Source organism: Bradyrhizobium uaiense, assembly GCF_010811875.1.
Lineage (GTDB): Bacteria > Pseudomonadota > Alphaproteobacteria > Rhizobiales > Xanthobacteraceae > Bradyrhizobium > Bradyrhizobium uaiense.
This window is the reverse complement of the sequence record NZ_VKHP01000007.1, coordinates 70778-92010: the sequence shown is the minus strand read 5'-3', so window position 1 is coordinate 92010 and position 21233 is coordinate 70778. Positions and strand designations below refer to the sequence as shown.

Genomic DNA, 21233 nt, shown 5'->3' with positions numbered 1-21233 from the left:
GGCGTCGCCTACATCATCTTCACTTCAGGCTCGACCGGTACCCCCAAGGGCGTCGAGATCGAGCATCGCAGCCTCATGAACTACATCTGGTGGGCCGCGCGCGTGTACAGTTCCGGCCGGCCTCTCGCATGGCCACTCTTCTCATCTCTTGCCTTCGACCTCACCGTCACGACGCTCTTCGCGCCGCTCATCACGGGCGGCCGGATCGTGGTCTATCTTGGCGACCCGGGGGTGAAGAACATGGTCGTGCTCAAGGTGGTCGACGACAATGCCGTCGATATCATCAAGCTGACACCTGCGCACCTCGCGATGATCCGCGACCGCAATCTTGAGGCCACGAGATTGCGCAAGTTCATTGTGGGCGGCGAGGACTTCAAGACCGAGCTGGCTCGCGATATCACGAAAGCCATCCCTCATCCTGTCGAGATCTACAACGAGTACGGACCAACCGAAGCCACAGTGGGCTGCATGATTCATCGGTTTGACGTAGACCAGGATCAATCCGCATCGGTGCCGATTGGCGTCCCGGCCGCCAACGCGGGAATTTACGTTCTCAGCAAGGAATATCAGCCGACAGGCCCCAACGTCGTCGGTGAGATGTTCATCGCAGGCGATGGTCTCGCTAAGGGATATTTTAATCGCCTCGACCTGACCGAGGAGCGGTTCCGCACGGTTACAGATCCCCGAGATGGCTTTTCGAGGCTGCGGCTGTACAAGACGGGCGATCTTGCCCGTTGGAACTCGCAAGGACGCTTGGAATTTCTTGGCCGCGCGGATCATCAGGTGAAGGTTGGTGGCACGCGTGTCGAGCTGGGTGAGATCGAAGCGCGGCTTCTCAAGCAGCCCCACGTTCAGGAATGCGCCGTCGTAGCTATTCCCATTCCTGTGGGAAATGCTGAAGAGGGCGCAATCACGCGGCTCGTAGCCTACTATGTCTCCTCGAAACCTCTGACCGTGGCGGAGTTGCGCGCCCACCTCGCCGAAGAACTCCTGGAGTCCATGATTCCAGCGCACTATGTCTGCCTCGAACGGATGCCGCTCACGTCGAACGGCAAGATCGACCGCGCCTCGCTTCCCGAGCCGACGGCGGACAGCATTCAGCCGGCACACGAGTTCGCCGCCCCGTCAACCGAGACCGAGAAGGCTTTGGCCGCCCTGTGGTGCAACCTTCTCAAGGTCAAGTCGATCGGACGCCACGACAACTTCTTCGATCTTGGCGGGGAGTCGCTCCTGGTCGTGAGAGCGGTGGCGCGCATGCGAAAGATCTTCGGCGTCGACGTGCAACTTCGCAACCTGTTCGAGCGTCCGACCGTGGCCGAACTGGCGGAGGTGATCGACGGGATGCGCTGGGTGGCCGATTCCAGGGCTGCTTCACTCTCGGGCGGACCGCGCGAGGAAATCGAACTCTAGTCCGTCGGAAGGGCCGCAAATGGTCGCAAGGGCGCTGATACGGTCTGGACCTTGAGCGTTGAACTCATAGCGGAGCGGATGAGAATGATGGACAATGCTTGGGCATCGGCGCAAGGGCAGGAGCTGCCTTGGGCGGCGGCGGAATATGAGCTCTTACGGGACCAGGTCCGTCGCTTCGTCGAGGAGGAAATCAAGCCCTGTGCGGATCGCTGGGAGGAGGAGGGAGGCATTCCGCGTCAGGTTCTGCGTCGCATGGGCGAACTTGGATTCTTCGGCATCCGCTATCCGGCCGAGTACGGTGGTGCTGAGATGGACGCAGTCGCGTCGACTGTCTTCGCGGAGGAGCTCGGTCGTTCCACCTATGGCGGCGCCGCAGATGCAATGCTGGTCAATGCCGAGATGGCTTCCAGTTATGTTTTTCACGACGGGACCAAATCCCAACGGGCTCGCTGGATGCCGGGCATTGTGAGCGGAGAGGTGATCACTGCGATCGCCATCACTGAGCCGGATGCGGGCTCGGACGTGAAGGCCATCCGCACGCGCGCGCGCCGAGACGGCGACTCCTATGTGCTCGATGGTACGAAGCTGTATATCACGAACGGCGTCTGCGCGGATCTCTACTGTGTTGCGGCCAAGACCGATCCCGCGGCAGGGAGCAACGGGATCACGATGTTCCTCGTCGAGAAGGGCACACCGGGCTTCAGCGTGGCTCGCGAGCTGGATAAGCTCGGCTGGCGCTCCTCCGATACGGCCGAACTCGTCTTCGACGGTTGCCGCATTCCTGCCGAGAACGTGCTCGGCGCGGAAGGACAAGGTTTCTACTCCATCATGCGCAACTTGCAGAATGAGCGCCTTGTCCTCGCCGCCATGGCTATCGGGATGGCCGAGGCGGCGATCGATATGACCCTCACTTACGTGAAAACGCGCCGCGCATTCGAAGGCGTCCTTTGGGACATGCAGGCGATCCGTCAGCGTCTCGCGATGCTTTCTGCGAGGGTGGAGGCAAGCCGCGCCTTTCTCTATGCCACCGCTTGGCGCATGGCGGCGGACGATGACTGCATGCGCGAGATCTCGATGTTGAAGGCCATCTGCGGCGAACTCGTCAACGAGGTGGTGTATGCGTGCGTCCAGTTCCACGGTGCCATGGGAGTCATGCGGGAAAGTCCGATTGAGCGCATATCGCGCGACGCCCGCGTTCTCTCCATTGCCGGCGGCGCGACGGAGGTGATGCTGGAGGTGGTCGCGTCAATGTCGTGAGCCTGGGGCGAAGAGCGACATTTCTAGACCAACGCCGCGGTTTCCATAATTGGCGACATGGCCAGCCGAACGGTTCAAGCCAATCCCTCGACGTGGAATGCTCGCTATCTTACCTGTCCGGTCGCATCAGTCGCTGCGTTACAGGCCGTCCTGTGGAGCTGAAACCGAATTTTTCTACCGGCCATCACCTGCTGCCATTTGCTCAAGCCGTCGCGGGAATTGCGGCCATGCGGCATGGCGGTATTAAATGTCGCCCAGCCATCGGCCGATTTCTCTAGATCCGACGACGCGTTTTGGCTGGTACGGGTTGATCGTTCCGGCCGTAAGGCCCGTGACTCTCCGGTCCTGCGTCAGCGTCCTCGTGAACTGCTTTGCTTCCAGTTCGGATTCGAACGTCGTAGTCCTTCGCGCATGCCTATCGGGTGGAGCGTCGCGTTGATCGACAAAGGAGACGTACCAGATGTGGCCTTGAGTCATGTAGTGACCTCGGAGATGGGGTCAAAGTGCGAAAACGAAGCTCTGCCAAGTTAACCGAGCTGGCGGCCAGGTCCCGGATAAGGGAAGAAAAATACGGCTTCCGCTCAGAGTGTGCCTAGGGTCTTTCTAAGTAATACGTCTGAGCAGAAAGTTTGCAGGCCGTGTGGTGTAAGATGGCGTGAGGTATGACTGGCTTCGGCCTCCACGCTGATGCCCTCTTTTCGCACTGGTGGGCGCGCTCGAGGCTGCCGCAGACGAGCGTCGCCTGCGAGGTGCGGCTCGGAAACGGCTCGCGCACGGCAAAGCGCAGTGCGCCGCCGTCCCAGGCTTGCGGTAGATAGGGCGGGCTGTCGCTGCCGCTCCCGAAGGCGCCGGCGATCGCGAGCGATCCGGAGACGATGCTCCTGAACCAGGCGGTCGAACCGAGGCCGGTCGATCAAGGTGGCCGACGGAACCATCAAGGTTCGTTTGCATCACATCTTCCGTAAGCTCGAGATCAGCAATAGGACGATTCTTGCGACGCTCGCCGTCACACTGCGGACGGGCCGTTGCGGCTCGAGACTCGGTCCGGCGATCGGCAGGAATGGGCTCGATCGACGACGCGGCAAGCCGCAACACAATTCCGCCCCAACGAGACGCATATTTCTGACCGCCACGACGGGCGCGGGAATGGAAGAGGCGACATAATGGCTCGAACGGTGCGGGGCGTCACGGCCGGATTGATCGCAGCGGTCGCAAGTCTAGCCGGGACTGCCGGCAGCTCGGCGCAAGGGCTGGTGAACTGGTCCGGCTTCTGTGCGCTCGACGCGGCGCAGCCGAAGCCATGCAGCGTCAGCGATACTGTTGCGACGGATGGGCAGCATGACCTGCGATTTTCGTTCGGAAGCATCGCAGTCAGCTTCTTCGGCAGAAATGCCGGGGCCTGGTGGTCGGGCGAACTGAACGGCCGGCCGGCGATGGGCTACGAGCGAAATCGCGGCCATACGGTGCTCTCCGCCACCGACCTCAAGACCACGTTCGAATGGTGCGACAAGCTCTCGGCGGACCGGACTTGCTGAGCCCCGCATGATGTCCCGGAGATTGCGGTGAGCAAAAGATGGCAGTCGCCATGAAACGAAGAGCGCAGCTCGGGTGCGCCTTGTCGGCCGCATTTGTTGGGGTAGTGCTAACCGTGGCTCCGGCCGTCGTGCGCGCGGTGGCGATCCTCGACTCGAAGATCGATTTTCAGGGCGCGGTGTCACTGAAGCTCGGCTCCGGACATGCGGACCTTTCCATCAAGAGCATCTACAATAAGGGTACCTTGCCCTCGGGGTCGCTCCGAATCTCGCTGTGGGCGGCACAGGCTCCGAAATCAGGCAACAGCCCGAATATTCAGGGATACAAGACGGCCGAGATCTATGCGCGGGACCTCTCCGGCGGGGCGGACGTGCTGGGGCCCAATCAATCGTTCGACGATCTCCAGCTTCACCTGCAGTTTGAGCCGCCCGCCGACCGGGCCTACAACGCCTATTTGCTTGTGGTGGAAGAACGCTTCGCCAATTGCAGCCAGCCGGACCACTATTGCGGCGACGCCTACGTCAATGTCGTGCCGGGTCAGTAGCGCGGTATCGGCGATGCAACGCTCCTGAACTGGCGGTCACTGCCGCCCGTTCTTCTCCGCAAGATAGCGTGTCAGGTAGTCCGCAAAGCGTCGGTCGTCGACGTTTCCCGACAGGCGGTAGGGAGCATCGTACCCATAGTCGAACCGGTAACGTCCGTCGCGCTCGATCGTGACAGCGCAGGTCGTCCAGTATGTCCCGCTCTGGGCATGCATATCGCGCTTGACGCGTTCGAGGCCGTCTTCTGCTGCATCGGACAGGCGAAAGTCGACACATTCATGACGACCGCCCTTTTGACGCGCGACGGAGAACGCAGTCGCGCTGGTGGTCTGGTCCGGCGCATGAAGCAGCGTTTCGTAATTCACCACGATCTGCTCCCAGTCCCGGTCGCCCCAATCGCCGTCCATCGCGTCGGAAACGCAGTCGAGGCCTGGACACTGTCGCGGCAGCTGTCTTCCGGATTGTTCATTGCCGTCTTCGCCTGCTTCCTACAATCGGTCGCATCTGGTCGGGGTTGCCGTCGCTCGCATCAGATATTCCGGCAATTGTTGTGAGACGACTGCGGCAAATTTCCTACGCTTCCCCTTGACGATCGGCGGCATGGCGGAGGTCCTGTGTGGGTCGTAGGGTTCGGTCCGGGGAACCTCCATTGGGAGTGACGAACGGCGCGGCACCCATTATTCGTCGTGTACGGCTTGTCCTGACCGAAAGAGACCCAATGATCGCATCCCCTGTCATGATCAGGCGCCTGAGCCCTGCGGACGCTGCGCTCTATCGCGACATCCGCCTCGAGGCGCTGCGCTTGAGCCCTGAGGCATTCGGCAGTGCGTATGAGACGGAAAGCGCCCATCCCGTCGCCTGGTTTGCGGAGAGGCTCGCACGTGGCGTTGTGATGCTCGGAGCGTTCCGGGCCAGCGAACTCGCCGGCATCGTCGGCTTCGTCGCGGCCGATGGGCCGAAGCGGCAGCACAAGGGCGCGCTGGTCGGCATGTATGTGCGCCAGGCGGCCCGGCGCGGTGGTGTCGGCCGCCTTCTGGTCGAAGCCGCGCTCGAGCACGCCGCGCAATCGGTCGAGCTGGTGCAACTCATCGTCGTGAAGGGCAACGAGCCTGCCGTTCGGCTCTACGAGAGCATGGGCTTTGTCGCGTATGGGCTGGAGCAGCACGCGCTGAAGATCGACGGCCGCTACTATGACGACATCCTGATGGCGAAGGATCTGGTCGGGCGCGGCTGACGCGCGCGATATAGCGACACAATTCCGGCATTCCAGTACGATAGGCGCATCCATTCGCACATTCGCTTGCTGCCATCGCCCGGGGAAACTGCCATGCCGAAAATCGACCTGACAAAGGTGCCGGAACGCAAGGGGACCGGCTATCCGGCCGAGTTCGCCGCGCCATGCGCCGAGCGGGTGCGGCAGCGTATTGGCGATGCCGGCGAGCTCGTCGACTTCGGCGTCAATCTGATGCGGCTGCCGCCCGGCAATTGGTCGAGCCAGCGCCACTGGCATTCGGACGAGGACGAATTCGTTTATGTACTCGCAGGCGAGGTGGTGCTGGTGGAGGACGGCGGCGAGACGGTGCTGCGCGCCGGCGACTGCGCGACGTTTGCGAAAAACTCCGGCAACGGGCATCATATGATCAACAGGTCGCAGATGACGGCCACCTATCTCGAGGTCGGCTCGCGCTCGCGCACCGATGTCATCACGTGCTCGGACATCGACATGATGAGCCCGAGCTCCGATGGTCGCTTTCTGCACAAGGACGGCAGGCCCTACTGACATGAGCGCGTCGAGGTGGATGCCGTGATGTTCTGGATCGCGAGTGTTGCGGGATTGGCGATCGTTTATCTCCTCGGTTCGACGCCGACAGGCTATCTGGCGGGGAAACTGCTCAGGGGCATCGACGTCAGGGAGCATGGCTCCAGATCCACCGGCGCAACCAACGTGTTGCGGACCCTGGGCAAATGGCCTGCATTGGTGGTTCTCCTGATCGATGTGCTGAAAGGTGCGGGTGCAATTGTCTTTGCCGATTGGTTTTATCCCCGACTCGCGACATGGCCGTCCGTCGCGCCGCCGGCGGGGGGTGACCTGCAAATCTGGCTGCCCTGGGCGGTCGGCCTGGCCGGACTGGCTGCGCTGCTGGGGCATGGCCGCTCGGTCTGGCTGAATTTTTCAGGCGGCAAATCGGCCGCCACCGGGCTCGGCGTGTTGCTGGCGTTGTCCTGGCCAGTGGCGTTGGGTGCTGCGGCCATCTTTGCTGCGACGCTGGCAATCTTCCGGATTGTCTCGCTGGGTTCGATGTTCGCGGCGTTGGCGGCGATCGCCCTTATCTGCGGCTTGGAGCAGCCGTTGCCCTACCGGTTACTGGTGATTGCAGGCGGCATCTACGTGATCGTGCGCCACCGCGCCAACATCCAGCGGCTGCTGGCGGGGACGGAACCACGCCTTGGGCAATCAGCCATTGCGGATGCCGCGGTGAAGCGCCAATCTTGAACCCATGCCGGTCATCGGACGCTTGCCATGACGCAGTGGTATTTCGTTTGGGTCGAAGGTCCGCGTGGACCTGAGCCGCAGAAATGGTCGTCGGACGGGCTCGTGGGACAGCTTGGCCGTCAGGACGTGATCGTCCGCTTTTCCCTGACCGATCGGGAAGCCGATCTCTCACTCGACCAGCTGGCCAAGCGGCATCCTGTTCCGGAGTGACTGCGCTGCGCTCGCGGTGGCGTCACACCACCAGCCGTCCTTCGCGCTCCGCGACCGTGATCTGCACTTCGGTCCCTGAATTGAAATCGAGCCGGTCGGCCTCGATGCCGTCCGAGAAGATGACGCCGTTCTCCGGCATCAGCGAGCGCACGTTGAGGTGCTGGGCGCGCTCGAGGCTGCCGCAGATGAGCGTCACCTGCGAGGTGCGGCTCGGAAACGGCTCGCGCACGGCAAAGCGCAGCGCGCCGGCGTCCCAGGCTTGCGGCAGATAGGGCGGGCTGTCGCTGCCGCCGCCGAAGGCACCGGCGATTGCGAGCGATCCGGTGACGATGCTCTTGAACCAGGCGGTCGAGCCGAGGCCGGTCGCCACGATCAGGCCGCTCGACGACTGCCGCTCCTTCTGTTCGGCGAGCGCGATCTCGTAGACCGCCGACGTGTGCGTGCGCGCGCCGATGAAGAGGTCGTTGACCGCGTACAGCGTCTGGCCGTTGGTGAGCGCGGCCTTGGCCATCGTCACCGCCTTGTGGCCCCGCTTTTCGGCGGCGACTTCGCGCAGCAGGGCAGGGAGGTCGCGCGGCACGAAGGGCAGCAGGATGCCGTCGTAGCGCTTGGCATCCGGATTGACGCCGATCAGCGGATGCCCGTCGAGATACTTCATCGTGTTGGCGACCACGCCGTCCTGGCCGAGCGCCACCACGATATCCGAGGGGCCGAAGATGAAGTTCGGCAAGAAGCTCCGGTCGATGATCTGGTAGCGACCCCATTGCTCCAGCGCCTGCACGGTGACGCGACGCTCGGCCTGGTAGACATCGTGCTCGCGCTGGTAGTCGGAGAAGTCGGCACCGAGGTGCTCGACATAGAACCGGGCCTGCGCCGCCGTCAGGTATTTTGCGATCAGCTCCTCGAGCCGCGTCTTGCGGGTGACGAGGACGATCTTGCGGTCATTGTCGGCGGGCACGGGGAGCCTCCACAGCGGGCTTGTCCAGCAGCGTGTTGAGCAGATCGGGCGAGACGTTGAGCTGGCCGATCTTCTCGGCCTTCTCGGCGATGCCGCTGAAGGCCTGCGCGATCAGCTGTCCCGGCTGCATGCCGGCTGAGGCCAGCGCCTGGATCACGCGGGTGTCGACGCCCTCGAAGATCTTCATCAGCGCACCGACCCGATAGGCCTCGGCATCCGCCAGCGTGCGGGTGTTTTCGGCGTTGAGGCCGACGAAATCCTTGCGCCTGCTCTCCAGCGTGATGTCGGCGACCATGCCGGCCTCGCGCAGCTCGGCCTGCTTGGCCGCGACGCTGGCTTCGGCGTCCATCTGGGTCTCCCGGATCGAACGCTTCTTCTGCTCGACCGCGATCTCGGTGTCGAGCTCGCTCTCGCGGATGGCGCGTTCCTGCTCCACCGCAAAGTTGCGCCGCGCGAAGATCGCCTCGTCCGCGCTCTTGAGGATCGCCTCGCGCGCCTCGGCCTCCAGCGCCTTGGCGGTATCCGGCGTCGGCTTCACGCCGCGGATCGAGACGCCGAGGACTTCGAGGCCGAGGGAGGCGATATCGGCGCGGCCGCGCAGTCCGCTCTCGATCAGGCCGGCGATGCGGTCGGCGGCCTGCAGCGCTTCCTTCAAGGTGAGTTCCTTGACCGCCTGCTGCGCCAGCACCTCGACGGTCGCCAGGATCCGCTGAGGCAGCTTTTCCGGATCGTCGGATTCGTAAGTCTTGCCGTCGGCCTTGAGCGTGAAGTTGAGCATCGCGGCGGCCTTCTGCGGCTCGCTGATCCGGTAGGTGACATGGCCTTGAATGGTCAGCGCCTGAAAGTCGCGTGCGATCTGCTGGAAGATGAAGGCGGCGTCGCGGCTGCCGATCGGCACCGCGACCAGCGAGGTGACCGGCCCGTAGTAGAAGCCGGACAGGCCGGCGCCTTGCTGGGTCACCGCACCGCGGCGGTATTTCATGAGATAGGTGGTCGGCTGGGCCTTGATGAAGCGGAGACCGAACATGGCGTTGCACTCCTGAATAAGTGTGTCTGGACAACTAAGTTAGTTGGACTGTACAACTAAGTATGTTATTGTCAAGCCGGGACGTGAAAGGGTTCAGAGGAGGACGGGGAGAGCATGCAAGAGAAGCCGGAACTCGACTTTCCGCGGCCGTTGACGACGGTTGATGTCGTCATCTTCGCCATCAGGTCAGACGCGCTTCAGGTCCTGCTGGTCCAACGCCCGAAGGCGGAAAGCGAGCCGTTTCCAGGAGCTTGGGCGTTGCCCGGCGGCTTCGTCGATATCGCCGGCGACCGCGACCTCGAAGCCTGCGCGGTGCGCAGGCTGAAGGCCAAGACCGGCGTCGTCAGTCCCTATCTGGAGCAACTCGGCAGCTGGGGCAGCGCCACGAGAGATCCGCGCGGCTGGTCTGCGACGCATGCCTACTTCGCATTGCTGCCGGAGCACACCGCCGGCGGTGCGTTAGCCGGGGATGCGCAGTGGTTCGCGGTCGAGGGCGAGAAGGTGAGGCCGAAGCTTGCCTTCGACCATGCCGAGATCCTGCAGGCGGCCGTGCTGCGTTTGCGCAATAAGGTCGAATACACCTCGCTGCCGGCCTATCTGATGCCACAGGAATTCACGCTGCCGGAACTGCAGCGCACCTATGAGATTGTGCTCGATCGTCCGCTGGAGAAGAGCGCGTTCCGCACCCGCATGCTCGCGGCCGACCTGATCGAGCCGGTCGCGAAGATGCGCAAAGGGCCGAACCGGCCTGCGCAGCTCTATCGGTTGAAGAAGGCCAAGGCGCCGGTGTTCTTCACGCGGACATTCAATCCGCCGGGGTGACGCCGGTCGGGGGCGCGCCCGCGTCACGGCGCGCAGGATCGCTGCAATCCAGACAATTTGAAGCAATCCGTGACGGCAAATTTAATGCGCCTGCGTCAGATCGTTCAACCTGGAATAGTGGAGTGCGAAATGCGGTTGCGGTTGGTTCGCCTTCTGGGCGCTTCGGCGATGTGTCTCGGCGTTTTCTCTGCGCCGGCCAGCGCCAATTCGGAATGGATCATCAACAGGATGGGCGGCGCGATGCGTGCGGACGTGACCTGGGAGCAGGTCAGGTCGCAGATGCTGGCCGCGTTCTATCAGAGCAATCCGGACGAGCGCGGGGTCACCGCGCAAGGCATCGACGATTTGCGCAAGATCGCGGCCGCGCAGCGCCGATTGCAGGTCATTACGCAGGTGCTGGCTTACGATCTCGATGGTGACGGAGCGGTCACCAAGGCAGAGGTCGTCGCGGTGATGCAGCCGCGGGCGCGGCAAATGATCCACGCCAACGGGGTGCAGCTCGAGCCAACGCCGGAGCAGGTTCGTCTGCAGCTCGAGAGGCTTGTCAGCGAGGCGCTCAAGCCGGATGCCGACCAGGATGGCGTCATCAGCGCTGCTGAAATCCGGCAAGAAGGCCAGCGTCAGGCCGATCAGGCCAGCGTCAGCTGGCAGCAAGGTGCGACCCAGTACGTCCCGATGACGCTCGATGCGAACGGAGATGGCGCCGTCTCGCTCGCCGAATACGAGGCGGCCGTGCGCGAGCAATTTGCCGCGACTTACCAGGATCGCGATGGCCGCGTATCCGCCAGCGAATTCGCGGATTTCGGCAAGCGCCTGAATGAGGCCCGACAGGCGGCGCAGCGCGCGCGTGAGATCCAGCTCCGGAAGCAGCAACTGCAAGCCGTCGTGGCGGGGTGCGATGTGCCCGCCGTCCCGCGCGAGGTGCGTCTCATTCTTCTGGGGGCGCAGGAGGGCAAGGCGCTGTCGAACGCCTGGGTCGGCAACCAGGACCGGGTCACCTATGTGACGACCGTCGAGATCGCGCCCGGGCCCGAACCGATCTATCTCGCGCTGGCGAGTGGCGGCGCGATGATCTGGGATATCGTCGGAGCGACCGAACGCATCGCCGGCGTCGTGGCCGATGCCGACGTGACCGTCGACAAGTCGGGTGACGCGCGTCTGCAGCGGTTCGCGGCCGCAGGCGGTGCGGGACCGCAGCGCGGCGGCAAGCCGCTTGTCGGCATCATGGGCGTGCCGCGCGAAAAGGTCCACTTCACCGCACACGCCGGATGTCTTGTGCCGGCGACCGACGCAACGATGAAGGATGGTCGCGCCGAAGAGATCGCGACGTTGCTGCTCGGGCGCGCCGTGGATGAGACTGGCGGCGAGCAGAGCGCAGGGACTTTCCGTGTCCCGGCGGCGCGGCATTTTCCGGATCGGCCGGTTCGCAACGCGATCCAGTTGCCGACGGAAGGCCTTGGCGAATTGTTGTGGCGCGACGTGCGGGTGGATTACCCGGCCGGAATTGCGCAGATCGACGTCGAGGCGGTCGTCTCGGCGCATCCGGTCAACCACTATTCCGTCTTGCCTGGCCGCGCCGGTCTGGCGGAGTTGGTCGACACCGGCGCGCTCATGGTCACCGGGATGAGCCGCGGCGTTCGGATCAACGATGGCGACTTCAAGCCGTTCACCGTGCCGGACAAGTTCAGGATTTCCAAGAAGCTCAGGCTTCCTGCCGGCGCGCGCGGGACCTTCACCTTGCCGTCCCAGGTGCCGCCGCCCGACGGCGATCTGGGCGCGACTTGCGTGCTGTCGGAACCGGAGATGAAGCCGATCAGCGGATCGCGCACGAATTGCAGCTAGGTTTTCGGGTGGAGTAACTGCCGGTTCGGGTGAAGAAAGCGCGTCAAACCGAAAGATCGAAGCCGGGCGTCGCGACATCGGAGAGGAACGAGGCGAGGAGCATCTTGCCGACCACGTGCTTGGCCGCCGGCGTGCCGACCTTGAGCCGGCCGGTGCGTGTGGCCTCCGCGAGTTCGGCAAGCGTCGGCGCCGCGAGGCTCGTGTCGGGTGTGGCGCGCGGCGCCGTCGCAGATGCGCTGAACAGGACGCCGGCGTAGTAGAGCCGGGTCAGGGCGCGGACATGCGCGAGCCGGGCCCGGAGCGCGTCATCCAGCGGGCGGCCGAGCCAGGCGCGATGCAGAAGGTCTTCCAGCTCAGGCGTCCTTGCGATGCTGCCGCCGACGATTGCAAGATCGACCAGCGGATCGGTGCGGTAAGCGGACTCCCAGTCGATCATCCAGAGCCTGTTGCCGTCGAACAGGATGTTGGCGGGCAGCGGATCGTTGTGGCTCGAAACTGAATTCGCCTCGTCCCAGGCATAGGTCGCGCGGATATGCGCAAGATGTTCGTTGCACCGGTCGAGCACGCCGGGCGCAAACAGGCTGGTGCGACACACATGGGCCCAGAGGCGGGCCACGATGTCCGGGTAGCGCACGAAGGACGGAAAGGTCGGCGTTGCCTGCAGCCTCGCCAGCAATTCGCCGAGTGCCTTCGCCAGCGCCGGCAGGCCGCCGGGATAGAGGGCGAGAGGCTTTCGCGAGATAAAGTCCATCACGGCGATGCGCGATGTCTCGTCGACATAATAGAGTCGCGGCGCGATGCCGGCTTCAGCGGCAATCCTGAGTGAAACATATTGATACGGATTGCGCAGCGGACTCGGCTCGCCTTCGATTCGTAGCAAATAATTCTCGCCGCCTGCATCGATTCTGAACAGACGCGCCGACGTGGCGCCGCCGGAGACAGGTGTGACGGCGTCGATCTTTGCTGTACCAATCACCTCACGCAGTGCGGCATGCGCTGCATCGCGCTCGAGCGGCGGGAGTCGATCGAGATCACTCATGCGCAAAAAGTTAGCATGACGGCTATGCGTGCCGAAACTGCAATGAAACCCGGTTCCCGATCTTCAATCACTGGATGCGCGCGATGAAGCATGAAACAATGCCACAAAAATCACGTCGGGAGAAAACTTGATGTCGTTCGAGCGGGGGTTGCATCGCGCCGTTGCGTGCAGGATCGCCAAGTGCAGATCGTGGATTGCGTTGCCATTATTCTGCCTGATCAGCACGTTCGGAGTGACGCATAACGCCGTTGCGACCGAATCCCTGGCGATTGTGGATGCGCGCGTACCGGCGATCGACAAAGCTGGCGGGGACCTTTCCTTGACGATGACGATCAAGAACGAGGCCGACAGCGCCGATGCGCTGCTTCGTGTCCGCTGCCCGGTCGCGAATTTTTCCGAGCGCCACATCGTCGATCGCGGCGAAGGCGCACCCGCCATGCGTTCGATATCCAATATACCAATCCCGCCCAAGGCGACGCTCGAGCTGAAGCGCGATGGCTATCACGTCATGCTGCTGCAGTTGCGTCAGGCGCTCGCGCCCGGCGAGACGTTCAAATGCGCGGTCGTTTTTCAGAAAGCAGGCACCATCGAGACGGAGGTACAGGTCCAGAAGTGACCCAAGACAGATGACCAAAGACAAGTAACCAAGGAAGGCGGCGGGTGGCGCAGCCAATCGCCGGGACTCAAGGCTTCTCGCGCGATCGCCCGTGTGTGACGGGCGGTTCGATCAATGAAGAATGCTGGATCCGGAGGAAATGAACTGATGACAAGGTTGAATTGGGTAAAATCTCACATGCTCGCGGCGGCAGTAGCATCCGCTGCGACCTTCGCGGGCTCGTTCGCGCTCGCGGACGACGTCAACCAGGACCGTCTGCTCAACGCTGACAAGGAAGCAGGCAACTGGCTGCACCACCACAAGAATTATTCGGCGACCCGCTTCTCGTCGCTGGCTGACATCAACAAGGACAACGTCAAGAATCTGAAGGTCGCCTGGACCATGCATCTCGGCGGCGTCGAGGGCGGCGGAATCTGGGGGCATGGCGGCCTGGAGGGAACTCCGATCGTCGAGAACGGATTCATGTACGTCACCGACGGTTGGGGCTCGGTCTACAAGATCGATGCGCATGGCGGCAAAGGCGTGCTGGTCTGGAAGATGGATCCCAAGACCGACCACGACTGGGCCGGCGCGGTCGCCTGCTGCGGCGTCGACAATCGCGGCGTCGCGTTGTGGAACAATCTCGTCATCTCGCACACGCTCGACGGCCGCCTGATCGCGACCAACAAGGAGACTGGGCAGGTCGCCTGGCAGCGTCAGGTCGCCAATCCCGACAAAGGCGAGGTGATCACCGGCGCTCCGCTGATCGTCAAGGACAAGGCGATATCAGGCGTGGCTGGTGCTGAATACGGCATTCGCGGCTGGATCGCTGCGACCGACCTGAACAGCCAGAAGGAAGTGTGGCGCACCCACACCATTCCGGGCAAGGACGAGCCGGGGCACGAGACCTGGAAGGACGACAAGAACGCCAAGGCCAGCGGTGGCGGTTCGACCTGGGTCACCGGCAGCTTCGACCCCTCGACCAACACCATCGTCTGGGGCGTCGGCAATCCCGGACCGGACTGGGACAATGAATATCGTCCCGGCGACAACCTCTACACCGACTCGTCGCTCGGTCTCGATGCCGACACCGGCAAGATCAAGTGGCACTACCAGCACACGCCGAACGATCCCTACGACTATGACAGCGTGGCGGAGAACGTGCTGGTCGACGTTCCCGGTCCGAACAACTCGACGCTCAAGCTCGCGCTCGAGGCCGACCGCAACGGCTTTGCCTATGCGATCGATCGCAACAGCGGCAAGTTCATCTGGGGTCTGCCCTTCGTCAAGAAGGTAACCTGGACCAAGGGGCTCGATCCCGAGTCCGGCAAGCCGGTGGAGTATGATCCGAAGCAGGGCGTGCAGAAGTACAACGCGTCGGTCACGCCGAGCCGCACCAACAAAGAAACGGATATCTGCCCCGGCAACATGGGCGGTAAGAACTGGCCGCCGACCGCGTATAATCCGAACCTGAAGCTCTGGTACATTCCCGTGATCGAGAGCTGCAACCACATCAAGGTCGAGGAGATGACGCCGGACAAGGTCAAGGCGCGCGAGTTCTTCACCGGCGGCGGGCCGAGCCAGAACGTCAAGATCACCGGCAGCGTGACCGCGATCGACGTCACCACCGGCAAGGTGGCAGGGAAGGCGGAGACGCAGTTCCCGAACCTTGGCGGTATTCTGGCAACACCCGACCTCGTGTTCTCCGGACAACCGTCCGGCGAGGTGATCGCCTATGACGCGAAATCGCTGCAGCAGCTCTGGCAGTTCAACACCGGCGGTGGCGTCAACGCGCCCCCGATGACGTTCTCGGTGGACGGCAAGCAGTACATCGCGATCCTGGTCGGCCTCGGCGGTGCCTGGGACAAGTGGTTCATCGATGCTACGCCCGAGCTGAAGCGGATGCAGCCGGGCTCGATGCTCTACGTATTCGCCCTTTGACGTCGCAAGCGCGGGAGGCTTCGATGAGAGGCCTCCCGCGTCGGTCTGGCCGAAAAAAATAAGACAAGAAACAAAAGCAAATGAAGCAAACATGGCTGATTGGCGCGTGGCTCGGCTACGCGCTGGTGATGGGATTTGACGCGGCGCATGCGCAGTCGGCGAGCGATCCGACCGATGCGGGCAAGGCGGTGTTCAAGCGCGGCAATTGCGTCGGCTGCCACAAATGGCACGGCAACGGCGGCGGCGGCTATGGCGGCGACGCGCTGTCGCTGCGCAAGACCGAGCTGACGCGAGAGCAGATCATCGAAACCGTGACCTGCGGTCGGCCGGGCACCGGCATGCCGTTCTTCGTGCGCGGCTCCTATGACAGCACGAAATGCTACGAGATGAGCCGGCAGGATGTCGCGGACCGCATGCCGCCCGAGGCGAACGTGTTCCTACGGCCGAACGAGATCGAGGCTGTCGCCGATTACGTGCTCGCCCACGTCAAGGGCAAGGGTGAGCCGAACTATGACGAATGCATCGCCTTCTTCGGCGACGGATCGCGCGTCTGCAACATCTACAAGGAGGCCGGCCACGCGGCCGCGCCGTCCGACCCAAGCGAGAAGGCAAAGCCATGAGCAAGCAAAGATCGGCGATTCGCGGGTTGGTCTTCGCCGCCACGATCATGGCGGCCGTACCGGCGATGGCGACCGCGGGCGACCTGCGCGACATCAATGTCGGCATGGCGATCACGAGCGTGCCCGACGCGGGATACATCAACCTGACCTGCGCCGGAGAGAAGGCCACCCACAGATTGGCGGAATGGGCGCAGTGGTCGAGCTGCCCGGAAGGGCCGGATCAGTTGCGCGGCATCCGTTTCGAGTATGATCGCGAGACTGCGCGCGAAGGCACCATGGTCGGCGGCCATCCGGCGATCCTGACCGTGATGATCGACAAGGACGCCAGGATCGCGGCGCTGACGATCGAGACCGATCCGAAGGCGCGGCTCTATCTGCGCAAGAAGGCTTTCCTGCTCGGCCTGCAGGCGAAGTCGCGCTACGGCGACGACGGCTGGATTTGCGCGGAGGCGAAGCCGGGCGCCGACAAGCAGGAGGTCGGCGGGGTATTCGTCGACGAGAAGTGCAGCAAGACCACCGATGGCCGGACCGTGGAGATCGAGCGGCATCTCTATCGCGAGCCGAACAAGGAGCTCAAGGACATGACCGACGAAACCCGGATCACGATCCGCCGCGCCGGGTCCTGACGTCGACCTGACGCGTTGCCCGATCTCAGGTCTCGATCGGTGGCGCGTCGATGTCGATCTGCGGCAGCAGGCCGGGCGACTGCCGCTCGACCAGCTCGCGCATCTTTCCGATGATCGCCTTCCCTTCCGCCGAGATGATTGAGCTCGGGCCTGCGACGGTGATGACGAGCGGAGGCGTCTGGTCGGCCTCGGACAACCGCATCGCAATCGCGCTCAGGCCGGGCGTTCCCATGTCGCGCGTATAGGCAAATCCCTGGCGGCGGATCGTCGCCAGCGCATGCTGGATGTCGGGGAAGCGGACGGCGGAGGATGGCGCTTCCTCGGCATTGATCCGCTGCACGATCCGCCGCGCATCCTCGTCGTTCATCAGGCTGAGAAACACCCGGCCCGGGGTCGAGTGGGTCAGGAGCCGCCGCGCGCCGGGTTCGAGGTAATAGCGCACTGGTGTCGTGCCCTGTAGCACGCGGATATACTGGCTGTAGAGCTGGTTGCGCGCCACCACGAAGGTGGTCAGCCGCGTCGCCTCGTGCAGCTCGCGCGTGATCGTATCGAGCGTCGCTCCCGGCAATGTCTGGCTCTTGAGCCAGCCGCCGAGCAGGGCGACGCGGACCGTCGGCACGTAGCTGCGCGCCGTCCGGTCGTGGTCGAGATAGCCGAGCTCGACGAGGCTCTTCAGCAGCGCCGACGTGCTGGACGGCGGATAGTTCAGCCGGCGCGCGATCTCGGTCATGGCCGCGGGCCGTTCGATCTCGGCAAAATACTCGAAGATGCGAAGCACGCGATGCGCCGACTTGACGACGGACGGATCGGGGCTGCCGTCGGCGGCGCGGAACAACTCGTCATGCCGGTTGGCCTCGATCACCATTGCCGCGGGATCGTCGGGTTGCGTGCGAACGCGGTCGGCGACGATGCGCCGTCGGCCGCGCCGGGACGGGGGCTGGGTATCGGAGCGAACGCCCTTCATCTTCTTGCCGCTGGTGTCCTTGAACGCGCAGGCCTGGTGCGCTGCAACATTCATTGTCGCTTTCTGCTGCCGAATGTGCAGCGAAACCAACGGAGGTCAAGAGTCCGCAGTGCAGCATGGTTTGCCGTGCGGTCCGCGCGCGGACGGCATTTCCTCCATGTATCTGAAATTATTCTCGTGCGGGCGTCCGCCGATGGACATCGCCGCGATCGTTCCCGATGTTGCAGGCGAAGTTTGAACACCGATGACGTCGCGCACGCCGGCGCGGCTGCTGCGACGTCATCCCAAAGGGAGATCCCCGATGCAGATGAGCGCGCGCGACCTTCGCAGCCCCGACGATGCCGGCGTGCCGGCGGATCCGGCCCGCCACATCTCGCATGATTGTGCGGGCCTCAACTTCTATGATCTCGATCGCGGGCTCCGCGGCCTGCTTGGGCTCTATCTGGCGCGCGAGGATCGCGAGCGGCTGGAGCCGCACTTCGAGCGTCTCGGCGAACTGGCGGGCGGTAGGCTCGACCGGCTGGCCCGGGTCGCCGACAAGCATGCGCCGGTGCTCAATCCAAGGGACGCCTATGGCCGCGACGAGGACTGGATCGACTATCATCCGGCCTACCGCGAGATGGAGGCGATCGCCTTCGGGGATTTTCAGTTTCATGCCATGAGCCATCGCGCCGGCGTGCTCGGCATGGACCGGCCGCTGCCGGCCGTGGCCAAATACGTGTTTCAGTACCTGTTCGTGCAGTCCGAGTTCGGGCTGATGTGCCCGATCAGCGTCACCGACACCTCGACGCATTTGATCCGCAAGTTCGGCTCGGACGAGCTCAAGGCCTATCTGCTGCCGAAAATGCTGTCGGACGATATGGCGACGCTGTGGAAGGGCACGCAGTTCATGACCGAGCGCGCCGGCGGCTCCGACGTCGGCGCCGTCGAAACCGTCGCGCGCCGCGATGGCGACGTCTGGCGTCTGACCGGCGACAAATGGTTCTGCTCGCACGCCGATGCCGACGTCGCGCTGATGCTGGCGCGGCCTGAGGGCGCGCCCGCAGGCACCAAGGGGCTCGCGCTGTTCGCGCTGCCGCGCCGCCTCAAGGACGGCCGGCGCAACAGCTATCGGATCGTCCGCCTCAAGGACAAGCTCGGCACCAAGTCGATGGCATCCGGCGAGATCCGGCTCGACAATGCGGTTGCCTATCTCGTCGGCGATCCGGCGCAGGGCCTCAAGCAGATGATGGAGCAGGTCAACCTCTCGCGCCTGTCGCATGGCGTGCGTGCCGCGGCGATGATGCGGCGCTGTGTCAACGAAGCCGTCGTCAGCGCCTCATCGCGCACGGCGTTTGGCCAGCGCGTGATGGATTTCCCGCTGCTGCGCCGGCAGCTGATGAAGCTGATCGTGCCGACCGAGCAGGCGCTGTCGATGATGCTGGTGGCGGCGCGCGCAATGGACGATGCCAATGCCGGTTCGGCGCAGGCGAAGGACCTGCTGCGCATCCTGACGCCGCTGTTGAAGTACCGCGCCTGCCGCGACAACATTCCGGTGGCCACCGGCGCGATGGAGGTGCGCGGCGGCAACGGCTACATCGAGGAATGGGTGCAGCCGCGGCTGGTGCGCGACGCCCATGTCGGCGTGCTCTGGGAAGGCACCAGCAACATCAACGCGCTCGACATCATCTCGCGCGCCGTCGGCAAGAGCGGCGCGCAGCGGGCGCTTGCCTCGGCGTTGCAGGCGCGCCTCGACGAGGCGTCGAGCCTGCCCGATCCGTACCGCACGCGGCTTCGCACCGCGCTCGATCGCTCGATCGCTTTTGCCGAGCAGATCGCGGCCGATCCCGGCTCGGAGCATTCGGCGCGGCTCGCGGCCAGTGCGCTCTACCATGCGGCATCGGCGATCATGCTCGCTTGGGAAGGATGCCAGGCGGAGGTCGATCCGCGGCGGCTGCTGCTGTCGCGGTTCGTGCTCGAGCATCGCCTGACCGCCAAGGACCCGCTGGCTCCGGCCGACGATGCTTGGGAGCGCGATGCCATCGCGCTGGTGCTCGGTGATGCGCCCGTCACATTCGCTGCGGCGGCCGGGCTCCTGACGGCCTGACCGCAACAGACCCAGAACGCCGAGGCGGAGGTTTCCATGCGATCGATTGCGGCCGTGCTTGCGGCAGTCTTTTGTCTCGCTGCGGTCGGGTCCGCGCGCGCACAAGTGTCCGGCGACGTGGTGCGCATCGGCGTCATCAACGACATGTCGGGCCTCTACTCCGACCTTGGGGGCGAGGGCTCGGTGGAAGCGGCCCGCCTCGCGATCGAGGATTTTGGCCCGACCGTGCTTGGAAAGAAGATCGAGCTGGTGTCGGCCGACCATCAGAACAAGCCCGATGTCGCCTCCGGCATCGTGCGTCGCTGGATCGACGAGAACGGTGTCGACATGATTGCCGACGGCGGCAATTCGGCGACCGCGCTGGCCATTCAGGGCATCACCCGCGACAAGAAGCGCATCTTTGTGATTTCCGGGCCCGGCAGTTCCGATCTGACCGGAAAGCAGTGCTCGCCATATGGGTTTCATTTCACCTACAGCACCTACGCCGAAGCCTCCGCCGTCACCAAGGCGATGCTGAAGCAGGGCGCGGATACGTGGTTCTTCCTGACCGCGGACTACGCCTTCGGTCATGCACTCGAGCGTGACGCATCAAGCTTCATCACGGTTGCGGGCAGCAAGGTCGTTGGCTCGGTTCGCCATCCGCTCGGCGCCTCGGACCTGTCGTCATTCCTGCTTCAGGCCCAGAATTCGAAGGCGAAGGTCATTGCATTGGCGAATGCGGGCGGCGATACCGTCAACAGCCTGAAGCAGGCTGCGGAGTTCGGTATCGGGAAATCCGCCAACCAGAGCATTGTCGCTCTTCTGATGCTGATCACGGACGTGCATTCGCTTGGCCTTCAGGCGGCGCAGGGCATCATCTACGCGACGTCGTTCTCATGGACCCAGAACGAGGCGACCCGCGCCTTCGGTCATCGCTTCATGGCGCGGCGACACGGGCAGGCGCCGACCATGATCCAGGCCGGCGTCTACAGCGGAGTGATGCATTATCTGAAGGCGGTGCAGGCGGCCGGGACCGACGATGCCGACGCCGTCGCCGTGGCGATGCGCAAGCTTCCGGTCAACGATTTCATGACGCAGAACGCGGGGATCCGCGAAGATGGGCAGGTCATGCGCTCCATGTATCTCGTTCAGGCCAAATCGCCATCCGAATCGCGCGGGCCGTGGGACTATGAAACGGTGATCGCGACGATTTCGCCGGACGAAGCCTGGCGACCGCTCGCCGAAGGCGGCTGTCCGCTGGTTCAGCAGAAAGCCAGGTGAGGGTTGC

General features: G+C 63.8%; 21 protein-coding genes. 16 read left to right on the top strand and 5 right to left on the bottom strand.

Going from position 1 to position 21233, the window contains the following annotated elements; translation table 11 throughout:
* The 4 genes from FNJ47_RS03635 to FNJ47_RS03615 form a co-directional block, all read left to right on the top strand.
* A partial coding sequence (locus FNJ47_RS03635) for a non-ribosomal peptide synthetase (RefSeq protein WP_163150687.1) occupies positions 1 to 1410 on the top strand: 1410 nt, incomplete at its 5' end.
* An 84-nt stretch (positions 1411 to 1494) separates the two neighbouring features.
* Entirely contained in the window at positions 1495 to 2667 is a 1173-nt protein-coding gene (locus tag FNJ47_RS03630; protein ID WP_235999405.1) for an acyl-CoA dehydrogenase family protein, read from the top strand.
* Between the two features lie 1163 nt (positions 2668 to 3830).
* Positions 3831 to 4202: a hypothetical protein gene (locus FNJ47_RS03620; RefSeq protein WP_163150684.1), complete on the top strand. Its 372-nt coding sequence runs from the start codon at positions 3831 to 3833 to the stop codon at positions 4200 to 4202.
* Between the two features lie 38 nt (positions 4203 to 4240).
* Positions 4241 to 4744: a hypothetical protein gene (locus FNJ47_RS03615; protein ID WP_163150682.1), complete on the top strand. Its 504-nt coding sequence runs from the start codon at positions 4241 to 4243 to the stop codon at positions 4742 to 4744.
* A gap of 36 nt (positions 4745 to 4780) precedes the next feature.
* On the opposite strand, the gene FNJ47_RS03610 is transcribed toward FNJ47_RS03615, so the two are convergent.
* Positions 4781 to 5149 carry a hypothetical protein gene (locus FNJ47_RS03610; RefSeq protein WP_163150680.1) on the bottom strand — a complete coding sequence of 123 codons (369 nt, stop codon included), beginning with the start codon at positions 5147 to 5149 and terminating at the stop codon, positions 4781 to 4783.
* A gap of 311 nt (positions 5150 to 5460) precedes the next feature.
* Here FNJ47_RS03610 and FNJ47_RS03605 point away from each other — a divergent pair, with 311 nt between their 5' ends.
* The 4 genes from FNJ47_RS03605 to FNJ47_RS03590 all read left to right on the top strand — a co-directional run bounded on the left by FNJ47_RS03605 (position 5461) and on the right by FNJ47_RS03590 (position 7446).
* On the top strand, positions 5461 to 5976 hold the full coding sequence (locus FNJ47_RS03605) for a GNAT family N-acetyltransferase (RefSeq protein ID WP_235999401.1): 516 nt from the start codon (positions 5461 to 5463) through the stop codon (positions 5974 to 5976).
* A 93-nt stretch (positions 5977 to 6069) separates the two neighbouring features.
* Positions 6070 to 6522, top strand: a complete 453-nt coding sequence (locus tag FNJ47_RS03600; RefSeq protein ID WP_163150678.1) for a cupin domain-containing protein — start codon at positions 6070 to 6072, stop codon at positions 6520 to 6522.
* A gap of 24 nt (positions 6523 to 6546) precedes the next feature.
* The gene (plsY, locus tag FNJ47_RS03595) at positions 6547 to 7236 is read left to right on the top strand and encodes a glycerol-3-phosphate 1-O-acyltransferase PlsY (RefSeq protein WP_163150699.1); all 690 of its coding nucleotides are present in this window, start codon (positions 6547 to 6549) and stop codon (positions 7234 to 7236) included.
* Positions 7237 to 7263: 27 nt separating this feature from the next.
* Positions 7264 to 7446, top strand: a complete 183-nt coding sequence (locus tag FNJ47_RS03590) for a hypothetical protein (protein ID WP_163150676.1) — start codon at positions 7264 to 7266, stop codon at positions 7444 to 7446.
* A 22-nt stretch (positions 7447 to 7468) separates the two neighbouring features.
* Here FNJ47_RS03590 and FNJ47_RS03585 read toward each other — a convergent pair whose 3' ends face one another.
* Both FNJ47_RS03585 and FNJ47_RS03580 read right to left on the bottom strand, forming a co-directional pair.
* On the bottom strand, positions 7469 to 8404 hold the full coding sequence (locus FNJ47_RS03585; RefSeq protein WP_163150674.1) for a diacylglycerol kinase catalytic domain-containing protein: 936 nt from the start codon (positions 8402 to 8404) through the stop codon (positions 7469 to 7471).
* Positions 8388 to 9431: an SPFH domain-containing protein gene (locus FNJ47_RS03580; protein WP_163150672.1), complete on the bottom strand. Its 1044-nt coding sequence runs from the start codon at positions 9429 to 9431 to the stop codon at positions 8388 to 8390. Before FNJ47_RS03580 ends, FNJ47_RS03585 begins: the two co-directional genes overlap by 17 nt.
* Positions 9432 to 9545: 114 nt before the next feature.
* Here FNJ47_RS03580 and FNJ47_RS03575 point away from each other — a divergent pair, with 114 nt between their 5' ends.
* Together FNJ47_RS03575 and FNJ47_RS03570 are read left to right on the top strand one after the other, a co-directional pair.
* The gene (locus FNJ47_RS03575) at positions 9546 to 10253 is read left to right on the top strand and encodes an NUDIX hydrolase (RefSeq protein WP_163150670.1); all 708 of its coding nucleotides are present in this window, start codon (positions 9546 to 9548) and stop codon (positions 10251 to 10253) included.
* Between the two features lie 129 nt (positions 10254 to 10382).
* The gene (locus FNJ47_RS03570; RefSeq protein WP_163150668.1) at positions 10383 to 12095 is read left to right on the top strand and encodes a hypothetical protein; all 1713 of its coding nucleotides are present in this window, start codon (positions 10383 to 10385) and stop codon (positions 12093 to 12095) included.
* 43 nt (positions 12096 to 12138) lie between these two features.
* Here the strand turns inward: FNJ47_RS03570 and FNJ47_RS03565 are convergent, their stop codons facing one another.
* The gene (locus FNJ47_RS03565; protein ID WP_163150666.1) at positions 12139 to 13134 is read right to left on the bottom strand and encodes a phosphotransferase; all 996 of its coding nucleotides are present in this window, start codon (positions 13132 to 13134) and stop codon (positions 12139 to 12141) included.
* A gap of 130 nt (positions 13135 to 13264) precedes the next feature.
* Here FNJ47_RS03565 and FNJ47_RS03560 point away from each other — a divergent pair, with 130 nt between their 5' ends.
* From FNJ47_RS03560 to FNJ47_RS03545, 4 genes are all read left to right on the top strand, one after another.
* Positions 13265 to 13750 carry a copper chaperone PCu(A)C gene (locus FNJ47_RS03560; RefSeq protein WP_165445507.1) on the top strand — a complete coding sequence of 162 codons (486 nt, stop codon included), beginning with the start codon at positions 13265 to 13267 and terminating at the stop codon, positions 13748 to 13750.
* A 147-nt stretch (positions 13751 to 13897) separates the two neighbouring features.
* Complete coding sequence (locus FNJ47_RS03555) at positions 13898 to 15670, top strand: PQQ-dependent dehydrogenase, methanol/ethanol family (RefSeq protein WP_235999399.1); 1773 nt, start codon at positions 13898 to 13900, stop codon at positions 15668 to 15670.
* Between the two features lie 80 nt (positions 15671 to 15750).
* Positions 15751 to 16290 carry a c-type cytochrome gene (locus FNJ47_RS03550; protein WP_430649350.1) on the top strand — a complete coding sequence of 180 codons (540 nt, stop codon included), beginning with the start codon at positions 15751 to 15753 and terminating at the stop codon, positions 16288 to 16290.
* A complete protein-coding gene (locus tag FNJ47_RS03545; protein WP_229198640.1) occupies positions 16287 to 16916 on the top strand; it encodes a hypothetical protein in 630 nt (209 codons plus the stop codon). Before FNJ47_RS03550 ends, FNJ47_RS03545 begins: the two co-directional genes overlap by 4 nt.
* A gap of 25 nt (positions 16917 to 16941) precedes the next feature.
* Here FNJ47_RS03545 and FNJ47_RS03540 read toward each other — a convergent pair whose 3' ends face one another.
* The gene (locus tag FNJ47_RS03540) at positions 16942 to 17934 is read right to left on the bottom strand and encodes an IclR family transcriptional regulator (protein WP_163150664.1); all 993 of its coding nucleotides are present in this window, start codon (positions 17932 to 17934) and stop codon (positions 16942 to 16944) included.
* Between the two features lie 253 nt (positions 17935 to 18187).
* On the opposite strand from FNJ47_RS03540, the gene FNJ47_RS03535 reads away from it, so the two are divergent.
* A complete protein-coding gene (locus FNJ47_RS03535) occupies positions 18188 to 19966 on the top strand; it encodes an acyl-CoA dehydrogenase family protein (RefSeq protein ID WP_206685288.1) in 1779 nt (592 codons plus the stop codon).
* Positions 19967 to 20002: 36 nt separating this feature from the next.
* Positions 20003 to 21226, top strand: coding sequence for an ABC transporter substrate-binding protein (locus FNJ47_RS03530; protein WP_163150660.1), 1224 nt, complete (start codon positions 20003 to 20005; stop codon positions 21224 to 21226).
* Positions 21227 to 21233 lie beyond the last annotated feature (7 nt).

Bases quoted from the DNA above. Each gene is read 5' to 3' on its own strand.
- FNJ47_RS03580 (WP_163150672.1), bottom strand. From the start codon at position 9,431: ATGTTCGGTCTCCGCTTCATCAAGGCCCAGCCGACCACCTATCTCATG.
- FNJ47_RS03570 (WP_163150668.1), top strand. From the start codon at position 10,383: ATGCGGTTGCGGTTGGTTCGCCTTCTGGGCGCTTCGGCGATGTGTCTC.
- FNJ47_RS03535 (WP_206685288.1), top strand. From the start codon at position 18,188: ATGAGCGCGCGCGACCTTCGCAGCCCCGACGATGCCGGCGTGCCGGCG.
- FNJ47_RS03530 (WP_163150660.1), top strand. From the start codon at position 20,003: ATGCGATCGATTGCGGCCGTGCTTGCGGCAGTCTTTTGTCTCGCTGCG.
- FNJ47_RS03565 (WP_163150666.1), bottom strand. From the start codon at position 13,134: ATGAGTGATCTCGATCGACTCCCGCCGCTCGAGCGCGATGCAGCGCAT.
- FNJ47_RS03610 (WP_163150680.1), bottom strand. From the start codon at position 5,149: ATGGACGGCGATTGGGGCGACCGGGACTGGGAGCAGATCGTGGTGAAT.
- FNJ47_RS03560 (WP_165445507.1), top strand. From the start codon at position 13,265: ATGTCGTTCGAGCGGGGGTTGCATCGCGCCGTTGCGTGCAGGATCGCC.
- FNJ47_RS03605 (WP_235999401.1), top strand. From the start codon at position 5,461: ATGATCGCATCCCCTGTCATGATCAGGCGCCTGAGCCCTGCGGACGCT.
- FNJ47_RS03545 (WP_229198640.1), top strand. From the start codon at position 16,287: ATGAGCAAGCAAAGATCGGCGATTCGCGGGTTGGTCTTCGCCGCCACG.
- FNJ47_RS03600 (WP_163150678.1), top strand. From the start codon at position 6,070: ATGCCGAAAATCGACCTGACAAAGGTGCCGGAACGCAAGGGGACCGGC.
- FNJ47_RS03590 (WP_163150676.1), top strand. From the start codon at position 7,264: ATGACGCAGTGGTATTTCGTTTGGGTCGAAGGTCCGCGTGGACCTGAG.
- FNJ47_RS03630 (WP_235999405.1), top strand. From the start codon at position 1,495: ATGATGGACAATGCTTGGGCATCGGCGCAAGGGCAGGAGCTGCCTTGG.
- FNJ47_RS03555 (WP_235999399.1), top strand. From the start codon at position 13,898: ATGACAAGGTTGAATTGGGTAAAATCTCACATGCTCGCGGCGGCAGTA.
- FNJ47_RS03575 (WP_163150670.1), top strand. From the start codon at position 9,546: ATGCAAGAGAAGCCGGAACTCGACTTTCCGCGGCCGTTGACGACGGTT.
- FNJ47_RS03550 (WP_430649350.1), top strand. From the start codon at position 15,751: ATGAAGCAAACATGGCTGATTGGCGCGTGGCTCGGCTACGCGCTGGTG.
- FNJ47_RS03615 (WP_163150682.1), top strand. From the start codon at position 4,241: ATGGCAGTCGCCATGAAACGAAGAGCGCAGCTCGGGTGCGCCTTGTCG.
- FNJ47_RS03540 (WP_163150664.1), bottom strand. From the start codon at position 17,934: ATGAATGTTGCAGCGCACCAGGCCTGCGCGTTCAAGGACACCAGCGGC.
- FNJ47_RS03620 (WP_163150684.1), top strand. From the start codon at position 3,831: ATGGCTCGAACGGTGCGGGGCGTCACGGCCGGATTGATCGCAGCGGTC.